The sequence below is a fragment of the Terasakiella pusilla DSM 6293 genome (assembly GCF_000688235.1).
Classification (GTDB): domain Bacteria; phylum Pseudomonadota; class Alphaproteobacteria; order Rhodospirillales; family Terasakiellaceae; genus Terasakiella; species Terasakiella pusilla.
Genome location: NZ_JHYO01000017.1, coordinates 25,004 through 51,569, shown reverse-complemented (window position 1 = coordinate 51,569; position 26,566 = coordinate 25,004). Strand labels below are relative to the sequence as shown.

General features: G+C 51.3%; 23 protein-coding genes. 10 read left to right on the top strand and 13 right to left on the bottom strand.

Translation table 11 applies throughout. The features are described 5' to 3' along the window. Nucleotides 1-8: 8 nt before the first annotated feature. On the bottom strand, nucleotides 9-749 hold the full coding sequence (locus Q397_RS0112575; protein WP_028879723.1) for a cytochrome c biogenesis CcdA family protein: 741 nt from the start codon (nucleotides 747-749) through the stop codon (nucleotides 9-11). 105 nt (nucleotides 750-854) lie between these two features. Here Q397_RS0112575 and Q397_RS0112570 point away from each other — a divergent pair, with 105 nt between their 5' ends. Together Q397_RS0112570 and Q397_RS0112565 are read left to right on the top strand one after the other, a co-directional pair. Beyond that, nucleotides 855-1,754, top strand: coding sequence for an alpha/beta hydrolase (locus Q397_RS0112570; protein ID WP_038013825.1), 900 nt, complete (start codon nucleotides 855-857; stop codon nucleotides 1,752-1,754). Between the two features lie 10 nt (nucleotides 1,755-1,764). Next, nucleotides 1,765-2,367 (top strand): rhodanese-like domain-containing protein, encoded by a 603-nt coding sequence (locus Q397_RS0112565; protein ID WP_051609984.1) that lies wholly within the window; start codon nucleotides 1,765-1,767, stop codon nucleotides 2,365-2,367. Between the two features lie 55 nt (nucleotides 2,368-2,422). Here the strand turns inward: Q397_RS0112565 and Q397_RS24200 are convergent, their stop codons facing one another. Beyond that, nucleotides 2,423-5,110: a PAS domain-containing hybrid sensor histidine kinase/response regulator gene (locus tag Q397_RS24200; RefSeq protein WP_084149050.1), complete on the bottom strand. Its 2,688-nt coding sequence runs from the start codon at nucleotides 5,108-5,110 to the stop codon at nucleotides 2,423-2,425. A gap of 244 nt (nucleotides 5,111-5,354) precedes the next feature. On the opposite strand from Q397_RS24200, the gene Q397_RS0112555 reads away from it, so the two are divergent. Beyond that, nucleotides 5,355-7,556, top strand: a complete 2,202-nt coding sequence (locus Q397_RS0112555; protein ID WP_038013822.1) for a cyclic nucleotide-binding domain-containing protein — start codon at nucleotides 5,355-5,357, stop codon at nucleotides 7,554-7,556. Between the two features lie 3 nt (nucleotides 7,557-7,559). On the opposite strand, the gene Q397_RS0112550 is transcribed toward Q397_RS0112555, so the two are convergent. The 10 genes from Q397_RS0112550 to Q397_RS0112505 all read right to left on the bottom strand — a co-directional run bounded on the left by Q397_RS0112550 (nucleotide 7,560) and on the right by Q397_RS0112505 (nucleotide 18,280). Beyond that, nucleotides 7,560-8,561 (bottom strand): metal-dependent hydrolase, encoded by a 1,002-nt coding sequence (locus tag Q397_RS0112550; protein ID WP_028879719.1) that lies wholly within the window; start codon nucleotides 8,559-8,561, stop codon nucleotides 7,560-7,562. 70 nt (nucleotides 8,562-8,631) lie between these two features. Next, nucleotides 8,632-9,504 carry an aromatic amino acid exporter YddG gene (gene yddG / locus Q397_RS0112545; protein WP_028879718.1) on the bottom strand — a complete coding sequence of 291 codons (873 nt, stop codon included), beginning with the start codon at nucleotides 9,502-9,504 and terminating at the stop codon, nucleotides 8,632-8,634. A gap of 66 nt (nucleotides 9,505-9,570) precedes the next feature. Further along, nucleotides 9,571-10,320: an AraC family transcriptional regulator gene (locus Q397_RS0112540; RefSeq protein WP_028879717.1), complete on the bottom strand. Its 750-nt coding sequence runs from the start codon at nucleotides 10,318-10,320 to the stop codon at nucleotides 9,571-9,573. Between the two features lie 161 nt (nucleotides 10,321-10,481). Next, the gene (locus Q397_RS0112535; protein WP_028879716.1) at nucleotides 10,482-10,865 is read right to left on the bottom strand and encodes a RidA family protein; all 384 of its coding nucleotides are present in this window, start codon (nucleotides 10,863-10,865) and stop codon (nucleotides 10,482-10,484) included. Between the two features lie 27 nt (nucleotides 10,866-10,892). Further along, complete coding sequence (locus Q397_RS0112530) at nucleotides 10,893-12,227, bottom strand: NAD(P)/FAD-dependent oxidoreductase (protein ID WP_051609982.1); 1,335 nt, start codon at nucleotides 12,225-12,227, stop codon at nucleotides 10,893-10,895. A 102-nt stretch (nucleotides 12,228-12,329) separates the two neighbouring features. Continuing rightward, entirely contained in the window at nucleotides 12,330-13,328 is a 999-nt protein-coding gene (locus Q397_RS0112525; RefSeq protein ID WP_028879714.1) for a LysR family transcriptional regulator, read from the bottom strand. 39 nt (nucleotides 13,329-13,367) lie between these two features. Then, entirely contained in the window at nucleotides 13,368-13,877 is a 510-nt protein-coding gene (locus Q397_RS24195) for a sarcosine oxidase subunit gamma (protein WP_051609981.1), read from the bottom strand. Further along, complete coding sequence (locus Q397_RS0112515) at nucleotides 13,870-16,749, bottom strand: sarcosine oxidase subunit alpha family protein (protein ID WP_051609980.1); 2,880 nt, start codon at nucleotides 16,747-16,749, stop codon at nucleotides 13,870-13,872. The genes Q397_RS24195 and Q397_RS0112515 overlap by 8 nt, the downstream gene beginning before the upstream one ends. Then, nucleotides 16,746-17,009 (bottom strand): sarcosine oxidase subunit delta, encoded by a 264-nt coding sequence (locus Q397_RS0112510; RefSeq protein WP_028879712.1) that lies wholly within the window; start codon nucleotides 17,007-17,009, stop codon nucleotides 16,746-16,748. The genes Q397_RS0112515 and Q397_RS0112510 overlap by 4 nt, the downstream gene beginning before the upstream one ends. Nucleotides 17,010-17,020: 11 nt before the next feature. Continuing rightward, on the bottom strand, nucleotides 17,021-18,280 hold the full coding sequence (locus Q397_RS0112505) for a sarcosine oxidase subunit beta family protein (RefSeq protein WP_028879711.1): 1,260 nt from the start codon (nucleotides 18,278-18,280) through the stop codon (nucleotides 17,021-17,023). A gap of 197 nt (nucleotides 18,281-18,477) precedes the next feature. Here Q397_RS0112505 and purU point away from each other — a divergent pair, with 197 nt between their 5' ends. The 6 genes from purU to Q397_RS22365 all read left to right on the top strand — a co-directional run bounded on the left by purU (nucleotide 18,478) and on the right by Q397_RS22365 (nucleotide 24,646). Beyond that, nucleotides 18,478-19,335, top strand: a complete 858-nt coding sequence (gene purU, locus Q397_RS0112500) for a formyltetrahydrofolate deformylase (protein ID WP_028879710.1) — start codon at nucleotides 18,478-18,480, stop codon at nucleotides 19,333-19,335. Nucleotides 19,336-19,338: 3 nt separating this feature from the next. Next, complete coding sequence (hutG, locus tag Q397_RS0112495) at nucleotides 19,339-20,319, top strand: formimidoylglutamase (RefSeq protein WP_028879709.1); 981 nt, start codon at nucleotides 19,339-19,341, stop codon at nucleotides 20,317-20,319. 35 nt (nucleotides 20,320-20,354) lie between these two features. Further along, a complete protein-coding gene (locus Q397_RS0112490; protein WP_028879708.1) occupies nucleotides 20,355-21,323 on the top strand; it encodes a TAXI family TRAP transporter solute-binding subunit in 969 nt (322 codons plus the stop codon). Then, nucleotides 21,301-21,792 carry a DUF1850 domain-containing protein gene (locus Q397_RS0112485; protein ID WP_028879707.1) on the top strand — a complete coding sequence of 164 codons (492 nt, stop codon included), beginning with the start codon at nucleotides 21,301-21,303 and terminating at the stop codon, nucleotides 21,790-21,792. Before Q397_RS0112490 ends, Q397_RS0112485 begins: the two co-directional genes overlap by 23 nt. Before the next feature lie 12 nt (nucleotides 21,793-21,804). Continuing rightward, nucleotides 21,805-24,036 (top strand): TRAP transporter permease, encoded by a 2,232-nt coding sequence (locus Q397_RS0112480; RefSeq protein ID WP_051609978.1) that lies wholly within the window; start codon nucleotides 21,805-21,807, stop codon nucleotides 24,034-24,036. Between the two features lie 130 nt (nucleotides 24,037-24,166). After that, nucleotides 24,167-24,646, top strand: a complete 480-nt coding sequence (locus Q397_RS22365) for a hypothetical protein (protein WP_038013818.1) — start codon at nucleotides 24,167-24,169, stop codon at nucleotides 24,644-24,646. Nucleotides 24,647-24,657: 11 nt separating this feature from the next. Here Q397_RS22365 and Q397_RS0112470 read toward each other — a convergent pair whose 3' ends face one another. Next, nucleotides 24,658-25,563, bottom strand: a complete 906-nt coding sequence (locus Q397_RS0112470) for a LysR family transcriptional regulator (protein WP_028879705.1) — start codon at nucleotides 25,561-25,563, stop codon at nucleotides 24,658-24,660. Nucleotides 25,564-25,698: 135 nt separating this feature from the next. On the opposite strand from Q397_RS0112470, the gene Q397_RS0112465 reads away from it, so the two are divergent. After that, nucleotides 25,699-26,541 (top strand): transporter substrate-binding domain-containing protein, encoded by an 843-nt coding sequence (locus Q397_RS0112465; protein WP_028879704.1) that lies wholly within the window; start codon nucleotides 25,699-25,701, stop codon nucleotides 26,539-26,541. The last annotated feature ends 25 nt before the right edge of the window (nucleotides 26,542-26,566 follow it).

Here is a 26,566-nt window from a genome sequence, read left to right as displayed (position 1 = left end):
GCGGGCTGTTAGTTCAGCCCGTTGAGGATCGGGAAGGTTTCTAAAAGCCAACCGGTCAGGTCTGTCAGGCTACCGCTTAAGATCAGGATGCCGGTGGCGACCAATAACAGGCCCATGGCGATTTCGACTTTATGGAGATGACGGCGGAACTTGCCCAAGAAGCGCATGAAATGGGCACTCAGGGCGGCGGCGAGCATGAAGGGAATGCTTAAGCCGGCCGCATACACCGCCAGCAAGGTAATCCCGTCGCTGAGTTCCCCCATGCCCCCGGCAACCATGAGAATGGTGGAGAGAACAGGGCCAACACAAGGTGTCCAGCCAAAGCCGAAAGCAAGGCCAAGAATAAAGGCGCCGATTAGCCCGGCAGGCTTTTGGTCAGGGTGAAAGCGTTTTTCAAAGTTAAGGAAGGCAATTTTAAACAGGCCCATGTAATGAAGGCCAAAGATCAGAATGATTCCGCCACCGACCATGGAGAGTGTTTGTTTATATTGTGCAATTGCCTGTCCAAGGGATGTTGCCGCGGCCCCCATGGCAATAAAGATACTGGATAGGCCAAGGACAAAGGCGAAACCGGACCAGAGAACTTTAGAGCGATCAAAATCGTTTTGATTTTCTTTCGCTGTTAATTGTTCCAGGGAGCTGCCGCTGATAAAACACAGATAGGCAGGCACCAATGGCAAGATGCAGGGCGATAGAAAGGTTAAAAGGCCGGCAGAAAAAGCGGCCAACAATGAAACGTCCAAACCCAAGGGATTGCTCCTAAGTAAAACTGGATTAAGATATTAGAATAATATAAATTAGAAACAATTAAAACTTTAATCAGTCTAAACTGATACTAACAGGTGAGGAAATATATGTATAAATCATTCTGCGCCCTTGTCGCCGGGGTTACGCTCCTGACGGCGCCGGCCTTGGCGGAAAAGGTTGAACTCAAACTGGACAATGGACTGAATGTGATCGGCAACCTGTCTTTGGCAGAGGGTAAAACGCTGACAGAGGACGGGGCGGTCCTTTTGGTGCATGGCACTTTGGCCCATCAGGATATGTCGATTATCGCTGCGCAACGGAATTTGTTGAACGAACGCGAGTTGAACGTGCTGTCCATTAACCTGAGCCTTGGGCTGGATAAGCGCGAAGGTATGTATGACTGTGCTGTCCCCCACGCCCATAAACACCGCGACGCGATTGCTGAAATTGCCCAATGGATGGACTGGTTGCAGGGGAAAGGTGCAAGTTCTGTGGTGCTTGCCGGACATTCGCGCGGGGGCAATCAGGTGACGATGTATCAGGCAGAAAAACAGGATGCACGTATTGGGAAACTGGTCTTGATCGCCCCGCAGACCTGGTCTGAGGAAAAGGAAACAACCTCTTATCAAAGTCGTTATAAAAAAGACCTTGCCCCCATTCTTGCAGACATGACGCAGAAAGTCGAAGATGGTAAAGGTGATGAACAGGTTGCCCCGACAGATTTTATCTATTGCGCGGAAACGTCGGTCACACCGGCGAGCTTTGTTGACTATTACGCGCCGGATCAGGCGTTTAATACGCCGTCGTTGCTGGACAGAATTAATGTTCCGACACTAGTCGTTGCGGGAAGTAACGATACGGTTGTAAGTGATCTTCCGGCGCAGATGGACACAATTTCACAAGACAATGTGACGTTCACCGTGATCGACGATGCAGATCATATGTTTATCGATTTTGCGGGGGAAGACCTTGCGGATCAAGTCGCCGAATTTGTGGTCGGCGAGTAAGGAGTAGAAAATGAAAAAGATAATGTTTACTGCCCTGTTGGGGGGCTTGTTCCTGTTTACAGCGGCGCAGGCGCAGGCACAGGATGTTAATATCACCAAGGATGTGGCCAGTATTCTGGTGGAAACCGAAGATGGGCCGATCAAGATTGAACGTAATCAAAATAAAGACAACATGATTGCAGAAGATTTTGCCAAAACCTCACGCGCTTGCCCGCCGTTTTGTGTGCAGCCGATGCAGGTAGAAGACGGCGTGGAAACCTACGGGGAAGTGGAGCTGATCGACTTCCTGAAAGAAAAGCGCGGCCTGTTGGTTGATGCCCGTACGGAAAATTGGCACTTGAAAGGCACGATCCCCGGTTCTGTAAATATTCCGTATATCGAGATTGTTTCGCGTATGGACGAGCTGGGCTGTGAGAAAACGGATGGCAAATGGTCGTGTGATAACGCCAAGGAAATTGCGCTTTATTGCAATGGTCCGTGGTGTGGTCAATCCCCGACGGCAATCCGTGCGTTGCTGCGTGAAGGCTATCCGGCAAGCAAGATGAAATATTATCGCGGTGGTATGCAGGCGTGGCATGCCCTTGGTTTGACTGTGGTCGAAGGCAGTCTGTAAGGCTGAGATCAAAGAGATGAAAAAGCGGGGGAGCACACGTGGCTTCCCCGCTTTTTTATGTCAGGGTCTTTTCTTCGCGGCCTTCTGTTTCCAAAAGCTGGTTCATGACCTGTGTCAGTTCTTCGATGGATACGGGCTTTTGGATAAAGTAGTCGACGCCAAATTCGTGGGCATTGTCCATATTGATTTTGGTGTCATAGCCAGACATCATAATGATCGGGATGTCGGGGCTGATTTCCCGCACAGCCTTGACCAATTGGTCGCCCGTCATGCGCGGCATGGTCTGGTCGGTCAGGATCATCTGGTATTTGTCAGGATAGCTGACAAAATCATCCAGCGCCTCAATGCTGTCGGTGAAGCTTTGGTGCTGGTAGCCGGTTTCATCCAGCAGTTCTTCCAGAAACTCGGTGTTTATGCGTTCATCATCGACAATGAGAATACGTTCATGATGGCCTTGGGGACGGTTTAGGTCCGGTGTCTCCGGCTCTGGCTGGATATCCGTCACGGGCAGAAAGACGGTAAAGACAGTGCCTTGGCCGACACGGCTGCGGACTTGAATGTCTCCTTGGTGTTTTTGCACGATCCCATGGACCATAGACAGCCCAAGCCCAGTCCCTTCGCCGCCTTTTTTCGTGGTGAAAAAGGGATCGTAAACGCGCGTCAGCGTGTCTTCATCCATACCGGCGCCAGTATCGCGGACGGTAAGCTTAAGATAGCGGCCCACATGCAGAGGCGGGGAAAGTTCAGCCATCTTTGGTGTCACCATGGTTTCTTCAAGGCGGACATCCAAAACGCCGCCTTCCTCGTCCATGGCATGTTGGGCGTTGGTGCATAGGTTGAGGATCATTTGCTGGATTTGGGTGCTATCGGCAATCACAGGGGCGCAGTGATCCGGTATGTCGGCATTGATTTCGATATGCGAAGGAATGGTGGAGTGGACCAGTTCCATCGCTTCTTTAACGACCTCGGCAATATCGGTGCTCGCCATTTCGCCTTCTGCGCGACGTGAGAAGGTGAGGATCTGTTTGACCATATTGGCTGCCCGGTTTGCAGATTTTGCGATTTGTTGAATCCGCGCATGATTGGGGTCGTCTTCGGGGATGCGTGAGGTCAACAGGGAAGAATAGCCTAAAATCGGTGTCAGAATATTGTTGAAGTCATGGGCAATGCCGCCCGCCAGCGTGCCGATGGTTTCCATTTTCTGGGCTTGGCGAAGTTGTGTTTCCAGTTCTTTTTGATGGGCTTCTTGTTGTTTACGTTCGGTAATATCGGTGACGAAGGCCACGCTGTGCTGGTTTTCGTTGGGGGCTTTCGGCAGTGCAGACGCATTGACTTCGACGGAGATTGCTTCCCCACTTTTTGTCAGCAGGCGCATTTCGTAAGACTGGTGGGGGATGTGGCGCGCGCGTTCGCGACGGGTTTCCCATTTGTGGTGATCATCAGGATGAATGAAGCGGGTCAGCGGGTATTTAAACAGGTCTTCGCGTTTATAGCCCAACATGGTGTAAAGGGCGGTGTTGACGTCTATAATCTGGCTGCGATCCAGATCAGCGATGACAAAGCCTTCTGATGTGGCTTCGATGATGGCTCGCAAGCTGCCTTCAGAGGCCCGCAAGGCTTCTTCGGCATTTTTACGGGCGGTAATATCCTGACCGGAACTGAGAATACCTTCGATTTGTCCAAACTGGTCACGTTCCACCGCATTGTGCCAAAAGATCAGACGGCGATCGCCATTTTTGGTGATGATCTCATTTTCAAAATAGGCTGAGTTGTTGCCCTTTTCTTGTCCAGCGGTATTGAGAAGGCGGGTATACGCACGTCGGACCCGGCGATGGTCCTCCGGCGGGATGGCGATATCAAACCAGTCTCGCCCGATGATGTCGACAGGGTCATAGCCGAGAAGGTTTAAACCGCGCTGGTTCATCATTTCAATGCAGCCATGCTTGTCCAGTTTCAAAATGATGGCTTCGGCAATACTGAGATAGCGCTCTGTTTCTTCTTTTTGGGTGATGAGCTGGGCTTCAGCGATATCTTTGGAACGCAGGTACGAACCAATGACCCGCAGCAGTTTGTTGCCAGCTTCTGTTACTTCAGCAAATTCGGTGTTGGCAAGGCTGCTGGGCAGGGTCAGAGAGGAAATGGACGGTTGGGCAGGGTCGATTTGCTTAAAATCATGCGCCAGTCGGTGCAGCGGCTTGGTGACGGTCTGATAGAAGACAAACAGCAAAAGGATCGAAAGAAGGAAACTCTGTAGGAGTGCGCCGCCAAGAATCGTCAGGGAACGATTAAGGAAGGTTGCCACCGTTTCATGGGGCGAAAATTCAATAATCAGGGTACCGATAATGTTGTTGGTGGTGCCCTGAAACCATAAAGGGCGTTCAAAGAAATATCTTTCCTTAAAGAAATACCCAGAGAGTTTGCGGTACGGCAGGGGGCCTTTGTAACGGACCAGCGTGGTCATAATTTTTTGATTTTCATCTTTGATGATCACGCTGTTGATGGGCTGGAATTCAAATAGACCGGCGGCAATTTCGGCGGCGAGTTCATCATCAAACGTATAAACCGCCTTGGTCGCGGCTTTTTCGATGGAGTTTACGACCTCCCCCACACGTTTATACAGCGTATCGAGACGCTGATAATAATCCCAGACAACCTGAACCATCCCCAGCACAAGGCCCATGACAAGGGTCAGCAGCACAACCATTTTTGTCATGTTGTATGCGATTGATCTACGAGTTGCCATAGAGAAAGGCGCCTTAACCTATAATTATGATTTTATCTTTATAGATATACTATATGTTTATTCGTATTTCGTCTTTTAAAAGATATCGTTCACCCGTTTGAGGGTTATCACAGGATGAAATATCTATATTTATAAACTTTCTGCGAATGAACGTATTGAAGCATAGACCTTTCTATAAAAGCAGGATAGGTTTTGATGCAACTGTTTGCTACGATAGATATAAAATTACAGGACACAGGGGCCTATGCCAGAAATTAGAAAAGTAAAAGTCTCCACAGGCATAGAATGGGTCGAGGTGCCTGCTGCGGGTGTCTATATTCTGTGCGGCTGTCCCCCTGATAGTGTTAAGCACTTGATGAAGCTGGGGCTGATTATCCCGACAGAACGTGATGGCTGGTCCTTTGAAACCGGCCCCAATGCGATTCTGCTTTCCGATGTTATTCTGCAAAACGGTAGTTTTACCAATATGGCGGAATTTCCGGTGCTGCAAATGCTCTATCGCCAAGGCACCCTGATCCCAAATCATCCGAACAATACAGGCGTAAAGCCTATCCTGATTGGGGCGGAAGATCAGATCAATGCACAGATGGATTACATTCACCGCGGCAATTACGGCTTGATCAGTGAAGAAGAAATGATCAAAGCGGGGGTCACTCCCGAAGACGCCAAAACCATGATGCGTATGAAACTGCGCTTTGCCTTTGGGGCGATCCATCATCCCAGTGCGTTGCTGGATAGCCGTGTGGTGAAAGAAGAGGCGGTCGAGATTCAAAACGGTGTATATGTGCGCCGTGTCGCGCTCAACAGGTTCGAAATTTCTTATGGGACAGAAAGTGTCGAGGTGAACTTGAACCTCAACCATCTGGAACATTATGGTCCGTCTTATCCGCTGGGATATCATCAGGTGGAACGCGACAGCTTTTCCATCATTCATTCCGGGGACGGGGATGGCTGGGATGTGAACCGCCCGACCATGTCCAGCGTGATTTTTTATCAAGGTAAAATCTATCTGGTCGATGCCGGGCCTAATGTGCGCGTCACGCTGCAATCGCTGGGAATCGGGATCAGCGAGGTGGATGGTATCTTCCACACCCATTCCCACGATGACCATTTTGCCGGATTGCCTGCGTTTATTCGATCCGATCGTAAGATAAATTATTATGCCGCCCCTTATGTGCGCGCGTCTGTTGCCAAAAAGCTGGCGGCCCTTTTGTCGGTGGAAGAAGAACGCTTTGCTGATTTCTTTAATATTCATGACCTGAAAGTGGATGAATGGAACGATGTGGAAGGGCTTGAAGTCCGTCCGCGCCTGTCCCCGCATCCGGTTGAAACGGCGATCCTGCAATTCCGCGCGTTAGGGCCGGAAGGGTACAAGACCTACGGGCATTATGCCGATATTGTTTCTCTTGATGTCTTAAAGGGGATGATTACGGATGATGACGATGCTCCGGGCGTGTCAGAAGAATTTTACCAGACAATCCATGATCATTATCTGGAACCGATGGATGTCAAAAAGATCGATATTGGTGGCGGCTTGATCCATGGGGAAGCCAGCGACTTTAAAAAGGATCAATCGAAAAAGATGATCCTGTCCCATACGGCTTTGTCTTTGCGACCGGATCAGCGCGAGATTGGTTCAGGTGCGCCATTTGGGACGGCGGATGTGTTGCTGCCGTCTTATCAGGACAATACGCGACGCTATGCGTTTGAATATTTGCAGCACTATTTGCCAACGGTGCCAACCCATGCCTTGCGCACGTTGTTGAACACATCTGTTGAAACCTTTAACCCGGAAACCATCCTGTTGAAGGAAGGGGACGAGGTTGAAAGTATTTACCTGTTGCTGACGGGGTCGGTAGAGCTGTTGAAAACCTCCAACAACCTGCACGCCATGGTATCGGCAGGGTCATTGGTCGGGGAAATGACGGCCTTGCATCAGTTATCCGCGATGGAAACCTATCGCGCACTGACGTTCGTGAAAGCCATGCGCATCCCCAGTAAGCTCTATCGCGCGGTTGTTGAAAAATACCAGTTGTTTGCCGATATCATCCGCTTGATGGAAGGGCGGGAGTTTTTGCAAGCGACGTGGCTGTTTGGCGATTCGTTATCCTACACTATTCAAAACAGAGTCGCCGATGAAATGTGCAGCCATTACCTGGAGAAAGGACAGACCTTTAGTATGGGCACAGAGCGCGGTGTGTGTATCATCCGTCAAGGCGAAGCCACCCTTTATTATAAGGGGATAGAGGTGGAAACCTTGGGGCGCGGCGACTTCTTTGGAGAAGACAGTGTGGTTTTCAATCAGGATTGCAGCTTCACCATAAAAGCCCATGAGGGATGTGAGTGTTGCACGATTTCCGCAGACAGCCTGAACGAAATCCCGATTGTACAATGGAAATTGATCGAGAATATGGAATGTCGCCGCCACCTGATGGCGAGCCGCTAACCTTTACTTATTCAGGATCATTTGCCAGAGAAGCTGACGTTCGCGCGGGCCTGCATTGCGATGATGGGTGAAGCCTGCGTGATCTTCGCTTTGCGCCTCCGGCTTGAGGCTGATGGACCAAAGCGCATTGATCTCGTTGGGGATCAGCGAATATCGTAAATCAATGATGCGGTCTTCATAGTTCGGGTCTTTGGCGATATAGCCTTTGGAAAACCAGCGAAACCTCTCAATATCTCGCGCTTGTTGGCTATTGGCATCCAACCACGGGAAATCACGTTGGAGATCGAGGGCGACAATCCGGTCACCTTCTACAACGGTTGGGGTGATGCCGGTCCGCACAGCGTCCACATAATATGTGTTTTCATGGCGGTAAATCACTTTCCAGACCAACAAGTTACCAAAGCTGGGCTTGGCAGAGACCTCTACATTTTGGTGACCACGTAAATCGGCCAGTTCTTGCCCGGCCCGTTCCGCGCGGTAATTCTGCACAGCACCAAATCCCAGATAAAGCCCCATCCATAAGAGGCCCAGCAGCGCATATCTGCGCTTGCGTCGAAAGGCAGCCAGCAGCACGAGGGTTAGCAGCGGCAAGGTGAAAAGCGGATCGATGATGGAGATCATATTGCCTGCCACACGGACATCACTAAAGGGCCAAAACAACATGGTCCCGTAGGAGGTGGCAGCATCCAGCAATCCGTGCGTGCCATAGCCCAGCGTACAGGCAAGATAGGTCATCTTAAAGGACAGATCAAACCGTCGGGCAAGCAGCAGGTAAAACAGGCTTGCACAAATCAGCCCGCCTATGGGGATAAAGATCAGTGAATGGGTGAACTGGCGGTGATATTCCAGATACAGTAACGGATCACGGGTGCTGCGGATAAGGACATCCAGATCAGGTGCCATGCCGGAGAGCCAGCCGAATAATCCTAAAAGCAGGAGCTGTTTTTTACGCAGACTGGCTTGGGGCACGACAGCACCGACAACGCCTTGAGTGAGGGGATCCATCTTTTCAATCGCCTTTTTTTGAGCTGATCTAAGACAAGGTAATTGTAAGTGCGCCCTTTGATAAGAAAAATCAGACCTGTCGCGGTTTCTTTTTAAAGAAATCAAGTGACGCAAGGATGGCACCAAAGGTAATGAGCAGGCAGGCGACAGCCAGGGACCAGTCCGCGCTGGCTTGTCCACTGACCACCAGAAGGAGGGTACTTAAAACGGGGGCGGCATAGGACATGACGCCAAGTAAGCGAATGTCGCCAAATTTTGTCCCATAATCCCACGTGTAAAAGGACGCGCCAACGGGACCAATCCCTAACCCGATGATGGCTGCCCACTGCAGCAAGTTTGGGGATACCCATTCTTCAAAGGCTAAATGGCACACCGCGCCGAGACAGGCGGTTGCCAGACAGAAAAAGGCAACGACTTCTGTGGGGACTTGACCCTGTGTCCGGTTAAGGACGGAATAAAGCGACCATGTCAGGGCGCATCCGACAGCAGCCAGATAGCCCATGCCATATTGGGCATCAAACGTGAACGGGCCTTTGGATGCGACGATTAACAGGGCGCCTGCCAGTCCGGTGACACCCCCAAGGATATGAAACCAACGTAGCCGTTCGTTGGGCAGAAAAGCGGAAAAGAGGACGATCAGCAACGGCCAGAGGTAGGCGATTAGACTTGCATCAGCCACGGGTGCTTTCGACAAAGCTGTAAAATAGAAAAAGTGATAGCCGAATAAGCCAAGGACACCAATTGCCCAAGCTTGCCACGGCTGCCGGATCAAAGACCAGCCGGATGGACTGTAGAAATGGATATAGATCAGCCCAACCAGCCCCCCAACAGAGAAGGTCAGCGCCAGCAGTTGAAACTGCGGGATGCCCTTGGTTGCGGAGGTAAAAAGCGCGAGGAGAGACCACATTAAAATGGCACAGCCGCCGATGAGTGTTGCTTTCATTTAATAGTCCTTCTTTCGATCAAGAAGGAAAAATGCCAGATCGGCGCAGGGCTTTCTTGTGCAGGCCTATGTTTTTTTTGTCAGTAACTCTTGTTTACGCCATTTGGCGGGCGACTGGTTAAACGCTTTGCTGAAAGCTTTGGTAAAGGCGCTTTGATCAGAAAAACCGACGGTTTGGGCGACATCAGACAGGCTGCGCCCCTGCATCATCAACCGTTTGGCTTCTTTTAAACGCAGATTGGTGAAAAAGGTTTGGGGGGAGACGCCGAATGTGGCGCGAAAAACTTCGTAAAAACGCGCGGGTGATAAGCACGACACCCGCGCCAGTTCCGGGGTTGTGATTTTACGCGCTAGATTCTGTTCCATATAGTGCAGGACCGCTTGCAAACGTTGGGGGAGCTGAGGGCAGTCGTGCGAGAATTCAGCTTTCAGGGTTTGTAAAAACAGTTGTTGCCAAAGAGGGAACCAATCGTTTTGTTGGCTTTTTGCGGCACAAAAGATCGCATAGTCACTTAGCGTTATTAAGGCCTGAGACATGGTGTGAAACGGGGTGTGCACCGATTGCGCCCAGATATGATTGCCTTCGTCTGAGGGATCGGTCGGGATATCCAGCACCATAAAATGATTATGGTTCGGGGCTTTAAACGTATGTTTCTCACCGGATACGACAATCCCGAGGGTAGAGCCCAAGACAAGCCCGTGTTTGCCATCTACCGATAGATCAAGTGTCCCAGTCATGGGGATGATGATCTGGTGGTGGTCTGGATGCGTGTGTGTAACTTCCGCACTTTGATATTGTCGAAGGTGGTTGTTCATCTTTTTATCAGGACCGTTTGAAAGGTTCGATACTATAGACTGAGATAAAAAAATCCCAAAGAAAACGCTGAGAGACAGAAGCATTTTCCTTGGGAGAGGTGGATCAGGGCTGACGGCGTTGCAGGAGATCAAAAGCCCGTGATCAAAACAAAAGAGGTAGATTAAGCGTCTTGATCCATAGCCGCGTAGGCGACCATTTCGACTTTCATTTCGTCACGCGCCAGACCCGCAATGATCATGGCGGCGCGGTTTGGATAAGGCGCTTCAAAATATTCCGCATAGACCTTATTGACGATCGGCAGGGCTTCTTTTTCGGTGACATAGATCAAGACCTGCGTGATGTTTTTCAGGCTACCACCGGCTTTTTCAAGGGTGTGGGACAGGTTATCGAGTGTCTGGCGTGCTTGGGCTTCGATGCCGCCGTCGACGACCTGACCGTTTTCATCAATGGGAATTTGGGCCGTAAACAGAATGCCGTTGCCAATGGTTGCCCACTCCAGCGGGGAAGGCGATGCATAGAGGTCGGTTTTAACTGTGGTAATCACGAGGGGTTCTCCTAGAAAATAGGGGGGTTAAATTTCGTCTTTGCTTTGCCATTCGGCAAATTTCAGTCGGGTGGTGACCCCGATCCCGCGGATGGGTTCCGGTGGGATAAGCGAGGGCAGACCGGAAATGGTCTGGATATCTTCCAGTTCTGAGGTGGCATGATCGCAGGCCATCTCCGCCAACAATTTACCGGAGATGGTGCCTTTCGCCACACCGACCCCGTTATAGCAGGAGGCGGAATAGACCCCCTTTGCCACTTCTCCGAAATGGGACACATGGTTGGCAGACAGGCCGCAGACCCCGCCCCATGTGGTTTCAAACGGGACGTGGGATAAATCCGGGTAGCGTTTTTCAAAGCCTTCGCGTTGTTTTTCTTCCACATCTGCCAGCATATGTTTGTCCGCCCTGTATTTTGGGGCGTTGGCATATTGGTTGCGCAACAGGATGCGACCGTCTTGGGTCATGCGCAGGGTCGTTCCGCCTGCATCAGCCGGGGTCAGGCCCCAATCCAAGGTGCCTTTAAACCGGGCTTTTTCGCTGTCCGTTAGGGGGCGCGTGATGCTGGCAAAGGTTAGCAGCGGCAGGATGCGGTTTTTCAGATAGCCAAATTCTGGCGTGAAGGGATCGACAGCCAAAATGACCTTGCTCGCGGTTGTGCTGTAGGTCTGTTTGTCCGTCGTTTCCAATGTCAGCTCATAGCCTTTATCAACGCTCGTCATCCCCAAGACAGCGGTGTCATCGCGCAACAAGACGTTGGCGGGCAGGTTGGCCGCCAAACCACGCGCAAGGGACAGCGGGTTTACAAGGGCAGAGCCGGGGGTGAAGATGGCGCCGCTATAGTAGTTGGTGCCGGTGATATCCAGACAGCCCTGCTGATCCAGCATCTGATGGGGTTCGTCCACCAGTTCAAGGGCGTGGGCGAATTTGCGCATCAGTCCGGTGCCGCGTTCCTTTACCGCGCCTTGCAATTTGCCGACGCGGGACCATTCGCAGTCGATTTTATGGTCGGTAATCAGGCTTTCCAGATCGTGGATTGCGGTGCGGTTGAGGTGGATGATCTTGCGCAGGCGATCCGGCTCCGGCGTATCAAGATCGAACTTGTGCGGCAGGTCAATCACAAAGCCGGAGTTACGACCGCTGGCCCCCCATCCGACGGGGCGGGCATCCAAGAGGGCAACCGGTTGATCGGGGTTGAGTTCCGCTAGACGACGTGAGGCCGCCAAGCCGGTAAATCCGGCACCGATCACGACCCAAGGCAGAGACGTTTCTAGAGGCTCACTGGTTCCCATAGGGGTGATTTTTGATACGCTGGTCCAGCCGGAAGGGGTATCTAAAGGCGGTGTAATGATGGTCTTTTTCATCGTTAAAACCTGAAAAAAATGTGAGTGCGGGTGTTCCGATCTAATAATATGATCGGTGTTTTGGTCTTTATGAGGGGGGGGGGAACGTTGGGGATGCTGGCCTTACTGTAGACCCCAGATCAGTTTGTTTTCCAGCCACGGAATTTGTTTAAACAATTCCGGCATCAACTGGTCACGCAAAATCTGCTGGGATTTCAGGGCGACTTTCTCCGCCGTCTTCTCCATTTCGGAAGAACGCGAAATCATGGTCAGTTTGCGCGAGAAACTGCCTTTTTGGATCGGGCAGACCTGTAGGTCACGCAACTGTTCAATTTCCTGCAACAGACAGATCGGCGTGGTGATAGACCAGCCCCCGCCCAAGGCCACCATTTTAAGCTGGGCCGTTGCGGTATCCAGTTCGGAATGGCTGGGCAGATGCAGGCGCAAACGCTTGATCTGACGTTCAATTTGCCGCCCCAAGGAAGACCGTAAGGACGACCGGATAAAGGGCAACCCTTCAATGCTGGCGATACTATCCACCGGCCCGTCATAGGTTTTGGGGAACACCAGCACGTAGGGTTCTTCCATGATCGTGTACAGGTTCAGCCCTTCTTGCGCCATGATCTGATCGCTGGTGGAGACAACAAGGTCCACTTCGTAGTTGAGCAAGGCTTCATGTTGCGCGGGTGATGTCCCTGCCAAAATGCGCCATTTACGTGCCAGATGGGGCAGTTGACGCACCAGTTCCGGCCCGACCGTGTTGGCGAAACTTTCTGCCAAGCCCAAGGTCAGGGTTTCAAAGGTCAGGTTTTGACTTTCTTGGGTTTCGCGCAGCAGACGGCTGGCACTTTCCAGCAAACCTTTGCTTTTTTCATAAAGGGTATTGCCCGCAACCGTCAGGCTCATGGGGCGCACGCTGCGGTCAAACAGTTGCGTGCCCAAAGCGCTTTCCAGATTGCTGATGGACTGGGAAATGGAAGATTGGGTCATGTTTAAGACCTTCGCGGCCTGTGTCATACCGCTTGTTTCCACCACACAGGTGAAAACAAAAAGGGTCCTTAAATCATAACCGTTTGGAAACATGATATACTCACGATTGTCATTGAACGCTATGCTAGCCATGACATGTTCCTAACGTCAAGCAAACCTGATGTGCGACGGTTAAATCGCACGGGTCAGCCAGTGGTGAAAAGACGGGGCAAAACTTCTAAAGACATAACAGATAAAGGTATTTTCATCGAGGCGATGAAGCGTCACACCGATATCGGAGATGCTGGTCTGTTTGCAGGAATGGATCGGAAAAACAGGTTCCGCAAAATCAATAGCGACTCCTTTTTGAAGGATGGTCTGTGCCTGATGGCCGGACAGGTGAAAAGCGGTGCGCGCCTGGCTGAGTTGGGTCAACATCCCGACGTCTTGCGTGATCAGTGCTGAGAGTTCCTCAAACAGGTCATGATTGGTTGAGACAACGACCAAGCGATCGGGCGCGGTGTGCAAAACTAAAAAGCGTTTATCCTGATGCTGAGTGAGCAGGGCAATCACTTGATCTTCACAACCGGACCAGCAGTCGATTTGGATGAAACTGGCAAGTTCCCATTCTTTGACGCACAGTTGATCTGTTTGGATGAATGAGGCAGACGTCAGCGGGGAAAGGGCATATTCGTTATACATGCATGCGGCTCCCGTCTGGGTCGAAGAAGTGGGGGTGAACAATTTCCACATCCTGTTGTTCGTTTTTCAAAGGGTAGGTGGCAATGACGGTGTCACCGATCTTGTCCCGTCCGTTTTGGATCAGGGCAAGGGCGATATAGTTCTGCAATGCCGGACTATAGGTGGTCGAGGTCACATGGCCGATACTGCGGGTCTGGTTATCTTGCGTGACAATCTGCGAACCGGGTCGGATGGCCTGTCCGGGTTTGGACATCAGCCCGACCAGTTTCGCTCGATCAGAGGCCATCAACCCCTCACGCTGGGACAAAGGCTTGCCGACAAAATCTTTTTTGCCAAAAGCCCAGCTTAGACCCAGATCATCAAGGCTGGTACGCCCATCCAGTTCCGGCCCGGACACATGGCCTTTCTCAATACGCAAGGTGCCAAGGGCTTCCGTGCCGTAAGGGGTCAGGTTAAACTCCTTGCCCGCATCAAACAGTTTTTCCCACATGGCAAGGCCGTAATGGGACGGACACCAGACTTCATAGGCCAACTCGCCGGAGAAGCTCAGGCGGGCGATTTTGACCGGAATGGTATCCATAAAGCCGTCCATCACTGCCATGAAGGGGAAGGCTTCATGGGACATATCGACGCCGCTGACGGTCTTGGCGATGGTTGCGCGGCTGTTGGGGCCAGCGACAGCAACGCCTGCCCATTGATCGGTGACGGAGATCACTTTGACCTTTAGCCCCGGCCAGACCACGTCCAACAGATATTCCAGATGGGTCAGCACGTTGGCGGCATTGGCGGTTGTGGTGGTCATCAGGAAGCGGTTTTCTTCCAGACGCCACGTGGTGCCATCATCAAAGACCAGTCCGTCATCGCGCAGCATCACGCCATAGCGCGCTTTCCCAACAGGCAGTTTAAGCCATGCGTTTGTATAAACCCGGTTGAGGAATTCTGGCGCATCGGGGCCGACTACTTCGATTTTACCAAGGGTGGTGACATCGACCATACCAACACTGTTGCGCACACTGGCGGCTTCGCGGATATAAGCGTCCGTCACGGTCTCGCCGGGTTGCTTATAAACACGCGGGCGCACCCATGCCCCGGTATTGATCATTTCGGCCCCGTGGTTGATGTGCCACTCATGCATGGAGGTGTAGCGGGTCGGACGGAAGTGATCGCCATATTTGCCACCACTCAGTGTGCCGATGGCAACGGGTGTGTAAGGCGGGCGAAAACGCGTGGTGCCGACTTCAGTAATCGGTTTTTGACGCTCTTTCGCCATGAGGGCCAAAGCGTTCAGGTTGGAGGTTTTGCCCTGATCGTTTGCCATGCCGAGTGTGGTATAGCGTTTGAGATGTTCAACAGAGATGAAGCCTTCGCGTTTTGCCAAGCTGATATCGCTGGCTTTCACATCATGTTGAAAATCGACAAAGCTGATGCCTTTTGTGACAGGTACTTCCCAGACCGGCAGGATGTCCCACGGGGCGTCCCTTTCCACCGTATAGGTGCGGTCTTGTCCAAGGGCGCGCGCGCCGGATTTTAAGCAATCGGCAAGACCAAACTGCCCGTTACACGCCCCAACGCTGAGATAGTCCTGATGCGGCAAGCCGGGCAGGAAGGCACAGAGGGAATCGTCATAAATCGGTTTGTCGCCTTGCTGGCTTTGCAGGTTGATGGTCGGTGTCCAACCGCCGCTGACGATCAACAGATCACAAGATAACTTCGTGCCGTCATCCAGTTGCACAGCGCGGATTTTTTTGCTGCCCAGAACGTGGGAAACCGCTTTGCCAAGCTGGACGTTGATCCCGGTCTTGGTCACGATTTCTTGGGCGTAGTCGCTTAAGCTTTCGCGCATATCAACGACCGTATGGACGGTTGCACCTGCTTCATACGCATCGTCGATTTGTTGGTAGATGCTGTCGTTATTCGTGAACGCAATGACGTTGGTGCCGGGGCGTACATGATGGCGTTTGACATAGGTGCCAAAGCCGGAGGCCAGCATGACACCGGGGCGGTCATTGTTGCCAAAGACGATGGGGCGCTCAATTGCGCCGGTTGCCAAAATCACTTTGTCGGCATGAAAGATGATGTGGCGTTCGCGCAAGGCTTTTGTGTTGACTCGCTCAACCGCGCCCAAGGTATTGTCATCGTAATAGCCGTAGATGGTGGTCCGAGGCAGCAAGGTGACGTTGGGATAGGTTTTCAACGTTGCCAGTTGCTGAGCAAGCCAAGCGCCTGCCAGCAAGCCGTCAATGGTTTGATTGGTCCCGATGAGGGAGGCCCCCAAGGCATCTTGTTCATCTGCAAGGACAACGCGCTTGCCTGTTTGGGCGGCCTCAAGGGCGGCTGAGATCCCCGCCGGGCCAGCCCCGACGATCAGGTAATCGCAAAAGGTGTTGGTTTTTTCGTAAACACTTTTGTCGGCTTCTACAGAGGCTTCGCCCATACCGGCGGCTTTGCGGATGTATTTTTCAAAGAACATCCAGTGTTTGTTGGACTTCCCCATAAAGGTTTTATAGTAGAATCCGGCAACAAACAGGGGGCTGAGCAGGGAGTTCACTGCGCCGAAATCTGTCTCGACACTGGGCCAGCAGTTTTGGGACACGGCTTCCAGACCCTCATAAATTTCAAGGGTGGTGGCCAGTGTATTGGGTTCGCGCCCATCCGGGTGCAGGACGGTGACAAGCGCGTTGGGTTCTGCACTGCCCGCACTGTAGATGCCGCGCGGGCGATGGAATTTAAAGCTCCGCCCGATCAGGTGCACGCCATTTGCCAGCAAAGCAGCGGCGAGGGGCTCCCCTTCAAACCCTTGATAGGATTTTCCGTTGAACGTGAAGTGGATTTGTTTGGCCCCCTTTGGGGACTGGATACGAAAACGGGTCATTTGCCGCCGCCTTGGACAAGGGTCACGCTGTTGATTTTATGGCTGATGGTATCACGTTCCACGATCAGGAATTTGCGACAGCCGTTGGTATGGTGCCAATATTCTTTGTGCGCGCCTTTGGGGTTGGTACGTTGAAAGACATAGTCGTTCCAGCGATCAAGGTCTTGTTCGCTGTGATCGGGGCGCGCGACTGTGGCGTCACCCTTGTACGTGAATTCCGAATGATCGCGTTTGCCGCAGAAGGGACATTCTATCTTCATGTCTTTTGTCCTTAATGAAGGCGCGGTTGGGCGCCGACACCTTTTTCGTCAATCGTGTAGCCGCGCTCAAACCGATTGAGGGTGAAGTCTTTGATCAAGTCGTGCGGGGTGCCTGTGGCCAGCAAGTGGGCAAAGCACCAGCCCGATGCCGGCGTCGCTTTAAACCCGCCGTAACACCAGCCGCCATTGAGGTACAGATTCTGGATCGGTGTTTCCGAGATGATGGGCGTGCCATCCATGGACATATCCATAATCCCGCCCCAATGGCGCAGCAGTCGGATTTTGCCAAGATTGGGGAACATGGTCATGGCACAAGCCGCCACATCTTCAATCACGGGCATATTGCCGCGTTGTGCAAAGGAATTATAGCCATCAATATCCCCGCCAAAGACCAGCCCGCCCTTGTTGGATTGGGAGATATAAAGGTGCCCCGCGCCAAAGGTGACGACGGTGTCGATCAGCGGTTTGACAGGTTCGGAGACAAAGGCTTGCAACAGGTGACTTTCAATCGGCAGGCGTTCCAGTCCGGCTTTTTGCATGACCTGACTTGTATGTCCGGCAACCGCAACGCCGACTTTGCCAGCAGTGATGGCGCCGCGGGTGGTTTCAACGCCACAGACCTGAGCGTCTTTCATCTGGAAGCCGGTGACTTCACAATTTTCGATGATGTCAACCCCGAGTCGGTCTGCCCCATGAGCATACCCCCAGGCAACCGCATCATGACGCGCGGTGCCGCCCCGCGGTTGGCACATGCCCCCAACGATGGGGAATCGGGCGTCAGGCGACATATCAAGCCCCGGACAACGTCGTGCAATTTCATCACGGTCCAACAGTTCCGCATCGGCGCCGTTGAGCAGCATGGCGTTGCCGCGACGGGCGAATCCGTCCAACTGGGCAGGGGTGTGGGCAAGGTTGATGACGCCGCGTTGCGAGAACATGACGTTATAGTTCAGTTCTTGCGACAGCGATTCCCACAGCTTAAGACTATGCTCGTAAAAGCGGGTATTGGCTTCCAGCATGTAGTTGGAGCGCACAATCGTTGTGTTACGCCCCATATTGCCGCCACCGATCCAGCCCTTTTCAAGGACAGCGATGTTGGTGAGATTGTGTTCTTTTGCAAGATAGTAGGCCGTTGCCAGACCATGCCCGCCGCCACCGACAATGATAATGTCATAGTGGGATTTGGGGGCAGGTGAGCGCCACGTTTCCTTCCAGTTTTTGTGACCGGATAGGGTATGCTTGAGTAGGCTGAAAACAGAATATTCTGACATGTTCGGACCATGCGTTGACATATTTATGACTGAATCTTCTGTCAGAAAAAAATCCTCTTGTGGTAAGAATCGGTTTTTCTAATAGTAAGGATCGGAAAACTTAATAGAACTGTTTTCTGCTTTCATGTTTTTAACCACCCGCTTAATTTAGCGCACAGTATTCAACGCGCATAGGCCGTGTTTTAAGGATAAAATTTATGTCATTCGCCCGCACATTTGTTTTGAACATTTCCTGTATCGATCGCAAAGGAATTGTTGCGGCAGTCGCCAATAATATTACGGCACAGGACTGCAATATTCTGGAAAGTGGTCAGCATTTTGACGCCGAAACCGGCATGTTTTTTATGCGTGTAGAAATGGCACCGGCTCAAGGGTTGACGGTCGAGGCATTTAAAGAGAATTTCAAGCCCGTGGCCTCTGCCTATAATTTTGACTGGGATGTTTTTGACAGTCAGGTTAAGCCCCGTGTGATGATCATGGTGTCCAAATTGGGCCATTGTCTGAACGATCTGTTGTATCGCGCAGCCATTGGTAACCTGCCGATGGATCTGGTCTGTGTGGTTTCTAACCATGAGACATGGAAAAAACGGGTCGAGGATGAAGGAATTGATTTCCACCACCTGCCCGTAAATAAGGACAATAAGGAAGAACAGGAAACCGCGTTGTTGGACCTTGTGGACCGTTATCAGGTCGATCTGGTGGTTCTGGCGCGCTATATGCAGATCCTGTCTGACGAATTATCAAAAAAACTAATGGGACGTGTGATCAACATTCACCATTCGTTTTTGCCCAGCTTTAAAGGCGCAAAACCTTACCATCAGGCCCACAAGCGTGGGGTGAAACTGATCGGCGCGACAGCACACTACGTGACGGCTGACCTTGACGAAGGTCCGATCATTGAACAGGACGTGCGCCGCGTAAACCATAAATATAGTGCACCGGAATTGGTGTCCATGGGGCAGGATGTGGAAAGTCGCGTACTTGCCCGTGCTGTGAAATCTCATTTGGAACATCGTATTCTGTTGAACGACGATCGTACCGTAATTTTTGAATAAGATATGATGAACCATAAAAATTTTGATATTTGGCAAGGCCGAAACGACCCTGAAGAAGGCCAGAACGCAGACCGCTGGCATCACCGTGCCGTGTTGGCTGGGGATGAGGCGCTGGACGTGCAGGCAGAAGATGCTGCCCTGATCGGCTTTTGCTGTGATGAAGGGGTAGAGCGCAATCAGGGCCGCGTTGGTGCCGAGGAAGGGCCAAGAGCCTTTCGCCAGCAATTGCGCAATATCGCATGGCATAATGGCGCGGGCCGTCTGTTCGATCTGGGGGATCTGGATTGCGTGGATGGTGATCTGGAAGCCGCACAAGAGGCCCTTGGTGGGGCTGTGGCAAAAGCATTAGGTGAGTTTTGTCGCGTTCTGGTTGTGGGGGGCGGTCACGAAACAGCGGTCGGCAGCTTTAGTGGACTATACCGCCATTTGGGTGAAGATGCGAGAATCGGGATTATCAACCTTGATGCCCATCTGGATTTGCGGACGCCACCTGCGGCGGGCCCGTCGTCCGGCACGCCTTTTTATCAAATTCGCAATATGGTGAAACCCGGAAATTTTAAATACATTTGCCTGGGGGTCGCTAAAGAAAGCAACACTAAGTCCTTGTTTGATCGTGCAGATGAATGGGGCGCTGAGTATGTTTTCGATACAGAATTAAAGAATTTCGAGGGGGCATGGTTAACCAAAAAACTGGAAAACTTTGTCTCAACTGTAGATGCAATCTATTTGACGATTGACCTGGATCTCCTTCCCCATTATCAGGCACCTGGTGTAAGCGCACCTGCCATTCGTGGGGTTGAAATGCAGGACGTGGAACGCATAGTTCAAATCGTGACCAAGGTTGCTTCTCAGTGCCGCTTCGGTATGCCCTTAGCTGATATTGTGGAACTGAATCCCCAGTTTGACCCAACAGGGGTAACGGCAAGATCAGCGGCGTTTTTGGCGACAGAATTGCTGAAAGGCTCGAATGAAACGAGTGAATAATTATTTTTATGTCTTACAGAGAGGAAATCGATCAAATGAAAAAGACATTTAAAACATTGGTTGCGACAGCGGCAGTAGCTGCTGGTCTGGCAACTGGTGCAGCACAGGCTCAAGAGCGTGTGTTCTTTGGTATCGCAACAGGCGGTACAGGCGGTACTTACTATCCGTTGGGTGGTATGTTGGCGCAGGTTCTGTCCAACAACACTGAACTGGACGGCAAAAAACTGTCTGCAACGGCTGAAACGGGTAACGCTTCTGTTGCAAACGCGGGCCTGTTGGGCCGTGGTGCGATCGAGTCTGCTTTTGTTGCGGCTGACGTTCTGGATGCTGCTTACAAAGGCAAAAACCAGTTTGAAGGCAAACCGCTGAAAAATCTGCGTGCCCTTGGCGCTCTGTACCCTGAAACAGTTCAGTTGGTCACACAGCCGGGTATCGCTAAGTTCGAAGACCTCAAAGGCAAATCTGTAAGCTCCGGTTCTCCGGGGTCTGGTCAGTGGCAGCTGCTGGGCGATCTGTTGGCGTCCCACGGCATGAAACGCGAAGACATCACTGAAGATTACTCTTCTTTCTCTCAGTCTGTTGAGAAAATCAAAGACGGTCACTTGGACGCCTCTCTGATCACAGCGGGTAGCCCGACTGCTTCTGTTGTTGAACTGTCCAACGGTCACGATATCAACATCGTTCCGCTGTCTGGTCCGGCGATTGCTAAACTGCAAGAAACTCAGCCGTACTATGCAAACACAGTTCTGAAAGCTGGCACATACAAAGGTGTTGATAAAGACGTTGAAACACTTGCTGTTCGCGCGATCTGGACAACACATGCTGACCTGCCGGAAGACATTGCTTACGCTGTGACTAAAGCCCTTTACGAAAACACTGAAACACTTGGTAAAGTGCACGTAAAAGGTAAAGAAATCAGCGTTGACACTGCCCTGGAATCTGTTTCTATTCCGCTTCACAAAGGCGCAGAGCGCTATTTCCGTGAAAAAGGCATTATCAAGTAAGCTTAAGCTGCTGTTTGGTGCTGTTGCCTTTATGGCGGCAGCACCAAATGTCTATGGGGCAGCTTTAGACATAACAGACAGCCGATCGAACGAGAAACTGGCCTGCGTCGAGCTGGCCGCGGATGAATTTGCGCTCACCTTCATCCACTCTGTATCGCTCACGCCTGTCGAAGATATATACAAAATTTATAAAGTATCACCTGACGCCTTTGCGATCAGACAGCTCGAAGAACGTTTTATAACGCACGGGCAGGGCTTGCCGTCCATGGACGGTGAACCGGACGCAAAACGATTTGTACGTCAGGATGGCACATTCATTCTTTATCTGGATAGACCCATTCATGACCTGATCGTCCGATTGGACAGTCGATTTAAAAATCGTCTGGATGTTGGATCGTCGGTTATCAATTTGAACCAATGGCCTGATTTTTCGGGTGTGCGACTGGCACCTCGGAAAGACTGTCATTAAGGAAAGAAGATTATGACTGTAAACAACCAATCTGCCACAGGTGACGCCCGTGCAGGGGAAATGCATCAAGAGGATCTGGACAACCTCATCAAGGAATTCGACAACGAAAGTAATTTTCGTGACACATCGGGTTTGTTGAAGCTTTTCATCACTGTTACCTGCGTTTCGCTGAGCTTGTTCCACGTTTATACGGCTGGTTTTGGCCTGTTGAACGAAATTTCGCACCGTACCGTCCATATGACCTTTATCATGGGCCTGCTGTTTCTGGTTTTCCCGAAACGTGCTCCTAAACGCTTAGGCGTCGGGGTAGTGCTCGGCTTGGCTTACGGTGCGTTTTATCTGATTGTTGCCCACCAACTCGTTGGGGCTTTCGCAAGCCAGATGCCGGCTTACGCAAGCTTTGGGATTTACGGTTTCGCAGTCTTGATGGCTTTGTCCGCTTTACCGCTTAAGTTTTTGGGCGGGCGCGGAAACAAGCCGGGCTGGTTGGATTGGCCTTTGGCTATTCTGGGGGCCGGTTTTTCAGGGTATTTGGTGTTCTTCTTCGAAGATATCTTCATCACAAACATTGGTTTCCCGCAGACATTGGATTATCTGATGGGCGGGATCGCGGTGATGCTGGTCATCGAAGGCGCGCGTCGGACCATGGGTGAATCTTTATCCATTATCGGTGTCGTTTCTTTGCTTTATGCCATGTTGGGCCCGGACCTGCCGGGTGTGCTTGCACACCGTGGGTACGATATCGTTCGACTGGTTGAACATTTATATCTGGGGACAGAAGGGATTTACGGGATCGCCATCGGCGTTGTCGCAACTTACGTTTTCCACTTCGTTCTGTTTGGTGTGTTGGCGCAAGCCTCTGGCCTTGGTCAGTTGTTTATTGAACTGGCAACCCTGCTGGCGGGTCGCTATTCCGGTGGTCCGGCGAAAGTGTCTGTGGTGTCCTCCGGCTTCTTCGGTATGATTTCCGGCTCGCCCGTTGCCAATACGGTGACGACAGGTGCCTTTACCATCCCGATGATGAAACGCTATGGCTTTAGCGGTCGTTTTGCCGCAGCAACCGAAGCGGCAGCCTCTTGCGGAGGGCAAATCACACCACCGATCATGGGGGCGTCTGCCTTCGTGATGTCGGAAATGCTGGGCGTGCCGTACAATGAATTGATCCTGATTGCGATCATTCCGGCGGCTTTCCACTATCTTGCCACCCTGTGCATGGTCCACTTTGAAGCCAAGCGTTTGGGCTTGAAAGGCATGCCGGCACAAGATATCCCGCGTTTCTGGGATATTATGTCACGCCATTGGCACCAGACGGTGCCGCTGATCGTGATGGTCACCTTGCTGTTGATGCAATATACGCCGTTTATGTCCGCCTTCTGGGGGATCGTCCTGACGGTTGTGTGTTCTTACATCCCGCTGGTGTTTAACAAACTGGGCATCGGCAAGCTGGATGCGGAAAGTGTCCTGACACCAAAACGCCTGATCTTCAGCCTTGAAGAAGGGGCGAAACAGTCCATCGCCATCACGGCGGCCTGTGCGTGTGTTGGCTTCCTGTTGGGTGTGACCACACTGACAGGTCTTGGCTTTAAATTCTCCGGTGCGATCGTTGGTCTGGCCCATGACTTTGGGGCCTTCCTGACACCGTTCGTTCCGTTTGATCTGCTGGGGGAAAGCAGCATTACCCTGTTTGTGGCGCTGTTGCTGGTGGCGGTTGCCTGTATCCTGATGGGGGCGGGGATCCCGACCACACCGACCTATATCATCTTGGCCTCTATCGTTGCGCCTGCGTTGGATGATTTTGGTATTGCGTTGCTGGCGTCTCACTTCTTCATCTTCTATTACGGGGTTTTGGCGGATGTGACGCCACCTGTGGCCTTGGCAGCTTATGCCGGTGCCGGGATCGGTGGGTCCGATCCGATGAAGACCGGTGTTACGGCCTTCCGTCTGTCGATGGGCAAAGCGTTGGTGCCGTTTATGATCATCTACGCGCCGAGCCTGCTGTTCTTGAACTTTAATGCGATGGAATTCGCCCTCGCACTGAGCAGTGGTATCCTGTGTATCGTTGCCTTGTCTGCGGCTTACATTGGCTATTTCAGCGTTGAACTTCAAAAGTACGAGAAAGTTCTACTGACCATCGCAGGTCTGGTTCTCGTCGGTAACCATCCGCTGTTTATTGCAGGTTCGGGGCTGGTTGTTCTGTTGATCCTGTTGAAAAACTATCGGGCAGGTCAATTACAGACGGCATAACTGTCGCGACCATATAAAATGAGAGGGAGGGCTTCGGCTCTCCCTTTTTTTATGCCTGTTTGTTTGTTGCATTTATCTAGTTTTTTCTCAATTATTCAGTTTATGAACAATGAGGGTGAGGGAACAGAAAATGCTATTACGAAAAAGCTTAATTGTAGATAAGCCGAGTAAGGAGAGGCTAGCCTGTATTCGAGAGTTAACTGATGCTCTTATTGTAGCAGCAGAAGCCCAGAATGACTGTACTGAATTACTTTTTGTTCTTTTTGATTTGACGGGGGTATCCGGTCTGGATAGCGAGTATTTTCGCACCCTGTATACTCATTCAAGTCCCGATGAATTTACAAATTATGCCTGCCTTCCCCGAGCCGTGCATGTCCCTGATCTAAGTCGTGAAGAGCTTGTTGATATCACGCAAAGAGCCATGAATGTTGGGAGTTGGGATTGTGAATATTATATGGAGTTGTTGGACGTGAACGTTCCTTTGGAAGGTGCGTCAAATTTAATTTTCTATCCTCCAGAAGATTATAAAGGGGAAATCTCTGAATATGACCCAACCGCTGAAGAAATAGTGGATATAGCGACTGCTGCAGATAACGTCATTTTGCTCTAAAGCTGGGTAAGTTATTGGGAAACGTTCAGTTCGATCTGTTTGCGCAAAGACTGGATGAACAGTTGGGTGGCGCTGGACAGCGGGTGGTCCTTTAGGCGATAGCAGGACAGTTTGCGCTGTTTCAGGATATCGTTTTTGATGGGGCGCAGGGTGGTGCGCGCCCAGTTGACATATAAAAGTTTAGACCCAAAGCTCAGATAGTCGGTTTCGGAAATGATCTGGCGCTGCGACAGGATGGAGTTGGATTTGACGTTGGATTGCAGGGTGAGTTTTTCTGCACTGAAGGCGAGATGGACCATCTGGTAAATGGAGGTATCTTTGCTGGGCAGCAGGATCGGATATTGGGCCACATCGCGCATGGTGAGATTTTTTTTGCCGCTTAAGGGGTGACCTTCGCGCATCTCCACCGAGATCGGGGCGGGATATTCGAAGACAAGGGACAGGTTGGCATCTTGCGGCTGATTGAGAAACAGGCCAAAATCCACATCGCGGTTGAGCAGGTGTTTCAGGTTGATATCTGGGTTGCCGATTTCCAGTTCAAAGTCGATCTGAGGGTATTCTTTACAAATTTCGGCGATTGCGGCGGGCACGATGGTTTCACCCGCCCCTTCGACGGAGGCGATTTTGACGGTCCCCCATTCCCCGCGTGCCAGCTGCTGCAGGCGATCGCGGATGGTTTTATCGCTATCAAGCATTAGATTGGCATGTTCAAGATAGGCCTGTCCGGCCTCTGTCAGCTCTAAACCACGTCCCATGCGTCGAAAGAGGGCCGCACCCAGATCGGCTTCCACATTATTGACCCAGCGGCTCAGTGCAGAAACAGCAATGTTCAATTCCCCCGCCGCCGCACTAAAGGAGCCGACGCGGGCGATGACTTTGATATAGTGATAGACACGCAAATGACCGGGCAATGCCATTTAAAAATCCCTAATGTTTCTAATTTTTAGAAATAAACTGAATAATATTAGCAATTTTATTAAAGGCTTGAAATCGGTATTGTCTTTTTATTGTAATTTAATCAAAAAATAACGATGAATGATCAGGAGAGAAATATGAAAAAATCAATGGCGTTGTTCGCCATGCTGACATCGGCATTTGTTTTTTCCACGGAAGTCGTGGCGAAAGAATACAAAGAAATTCGTATTGCAACAGAAGGTGCTTTCAAGCCTTATAACTTTAAAGACACGAATGGCGAGCTGAAGGGCTTTGACATTGATGTGGCAAACGATCTCTGTAAGCGTATGGAAGTCAAATGTACGATCAGCGAGCAAGCCTGGAAAGGCATCATCCCGGCGTTGAAAGTGCGTAAATATGACGCCATCATCGCAGGCATGAACGCGACAGAAAAGCGTAAAAAAGCTATTGGTTTCTCCCGTCCATACGCAATCGCAGAACGTAAATTCTACGTCCGTGAAGATAGCAAATATGCTGGCGTAACGTCTCCCATGAGCTTTGTTGACCTTGACGAGATCACCGCGCAAGAACAAGCGGTTCTTGATGGTCTAAAAAAAGAACTGAAGGGTGCTGTTGTCGGTGTCCAAGCTGAAACAATCCTTGAAGCCTTCGTGAAGAAATACATGGCTGAAGCGGTCGAAATCCGCACCTATGATTCACAAGAAAGCCTTGATCTGGACGTTGAGTCCGGTCGCCTTGACCTGGGCTTTGCTTCTGCCAGCTATCTGTTGCCGCTGATCAAAGACGGCAAAAAGTTTAAGATGGTTGGTGCTGGTTTTGCGGGTGACATCTTCGGCAACGGTATCAGCGTTGGTGTGCGTCACGAAGATAAAGCTTTGGCTGACAAATTCTCTGCAGCGATTAACGAAGCGATGGCAGACGGCACAATTGAAGCGCTGTCCCAAAAGTGGTTTGGTTTCAGCCTGAAGCCTGCCCAATAATTATTTGACCATGGGCGGGAAAACA

Excerpts from the sequence above, each read along its gene's own strand:
- hutG (WP_028879709.1), top strand. The coding sequence starts at position 19,339 with ATGATGAACCATAAAAATTTTGATATTTGGCAAGGCCGAAACGACCCT.
- Q397_RS0112470 (WP_028879705.1), bottom strand. The coding sequence starts at position 25,563 with ATGGCATTGCCCGGTCATTTGCGTGTCTATCACTATATCAAAGTCATC.
- Q397_RS0112565 (WP_051609984.1), top strand. The coding sequence starts at position 1,765 with ATGAAAAAGATAATGTTTACTGCCCTGTTGGGGGGCTTGTTCCTGTTT.
- Q397_RS0112540 (WP_028879717.1), bottom strand. The coding sequence starts at position 10,320 with ATGAACAACCACCTTCGACAATATCAAAGTGCGGAAGTTACACACACG.
- Q397_RS24200 (WP_084149050.1), bottom strand. The coding sequence starts at position 5,110 with ATGGCAACTCGTAGATCAATCGCATACAACATGACAAAAATGGTTGTG.
- Q397_RS0112510 (WP_028879712.1), bottom strand. The coding sequence starts at position 17,009 with ATGAAGATAGAATGTCCCTTCTGCGGCAAACGCGATCATTCGGAATTC.
- Q397_RS0112515 (WP_051609980.1), bottom strand. The coding sequence starts at position 16,749 with ATGACCCGTTTTCGTATCCAGTCCCCAAAGGGGGCCAAACAAATCCAC.
- Q397_RS0112525 (WP_028879714.1), bottom strand. The coding sequence starts at position 13,328 with ATGGCTAGCATAGCGTTCAATGACAATCGTGAGTATATCATGTTTCCA.
- yddG (WP_028879718.1), bottom strand. The coding sequence starts at position 9,504 with ATGAAAGCAACACTCATCGGCGGCTGTGCCATTTTAATGTGGTCTCTC.
- purU (WP_028879710.1), top strand. The coding sequence starts at position 18,478 with ATGTCATTCGCCCGCACATTTGTTTTGAACATTTCCTGTATCGATCGC.
- Q397_RS0112550 (WP_028879719.1), bottom strand. The coding sequence starts at position 8,561 with ATGGATCCCCTCACTCAAGGCGTTGTCGGTGCTGTCGTGCCCCAAGCC.
- Q397_RS22365 (WP_038013818.1), top strand. The coding sequence starts at position 24,167 with ATGCTATTACGAAAAAGCTTAATTGTAGATAAGCCGAGTAAGGAGAGG.
- Q397_RS0112530 (WP_051609982.1), bottom strand. The coding sequence starts at position 12,227 with ATGAAAAAGACCATCATTACACCGCCTTTAGATACCCCTTCCGGCTGG.
- Q397_RS0112490 (WP_028879708.1), top strand. The coding sequence starts at position 20,355 with ATGAAAAAGACATTTAAAACATTGGTTGCGACAGCGGCAGTAGCTGCT.
- Q397_RS0112570 (WP_038013825.1), top strand. The coding sequence starts at position 855 with ATGTATAAATCATTCTGCGCCCTTGTCGCCGGGGTTACGCTCCTGACG.
- Q397_RS0112505 (WP_028879711.1), bottom strand. The coding sequence starts at position 18,280 with ATGTCAGAATATTCTGTTTTCAGCCTACTCAAGCATACCCTATCCGGT.
- Q397_RS0112555 (WP_038013822.1), top strand. The coding sequence starts at position 5,355 with ATGCCAGAAATTAGAAAAGTAAAAGTCTCCACAGGCATAGAATGGGTC.
- Q397_RS0112465 (WP_028879704.1), top strand. The coding sequence starts at position 25,699 with ATGAAAAAATCAATGGCGTTGTTCGCCATGCTGACATCGGCATTTGTT.
- Q397_RS0112480 (WP_051609978.1), top strand. The coding sequence starts at position 21,805 with ATGACTGTAAACAACCAATCTGCCACAGGTGACGCCCGTGCAGGGGAA.
- Q397_RS24195 (WP_051609981.1), bottom strand. The coding sequence starts at position 13,877 with ATGTATAACGAATATGCCCTTTCCCCGCTGACGTCTGCCTCATTCATC.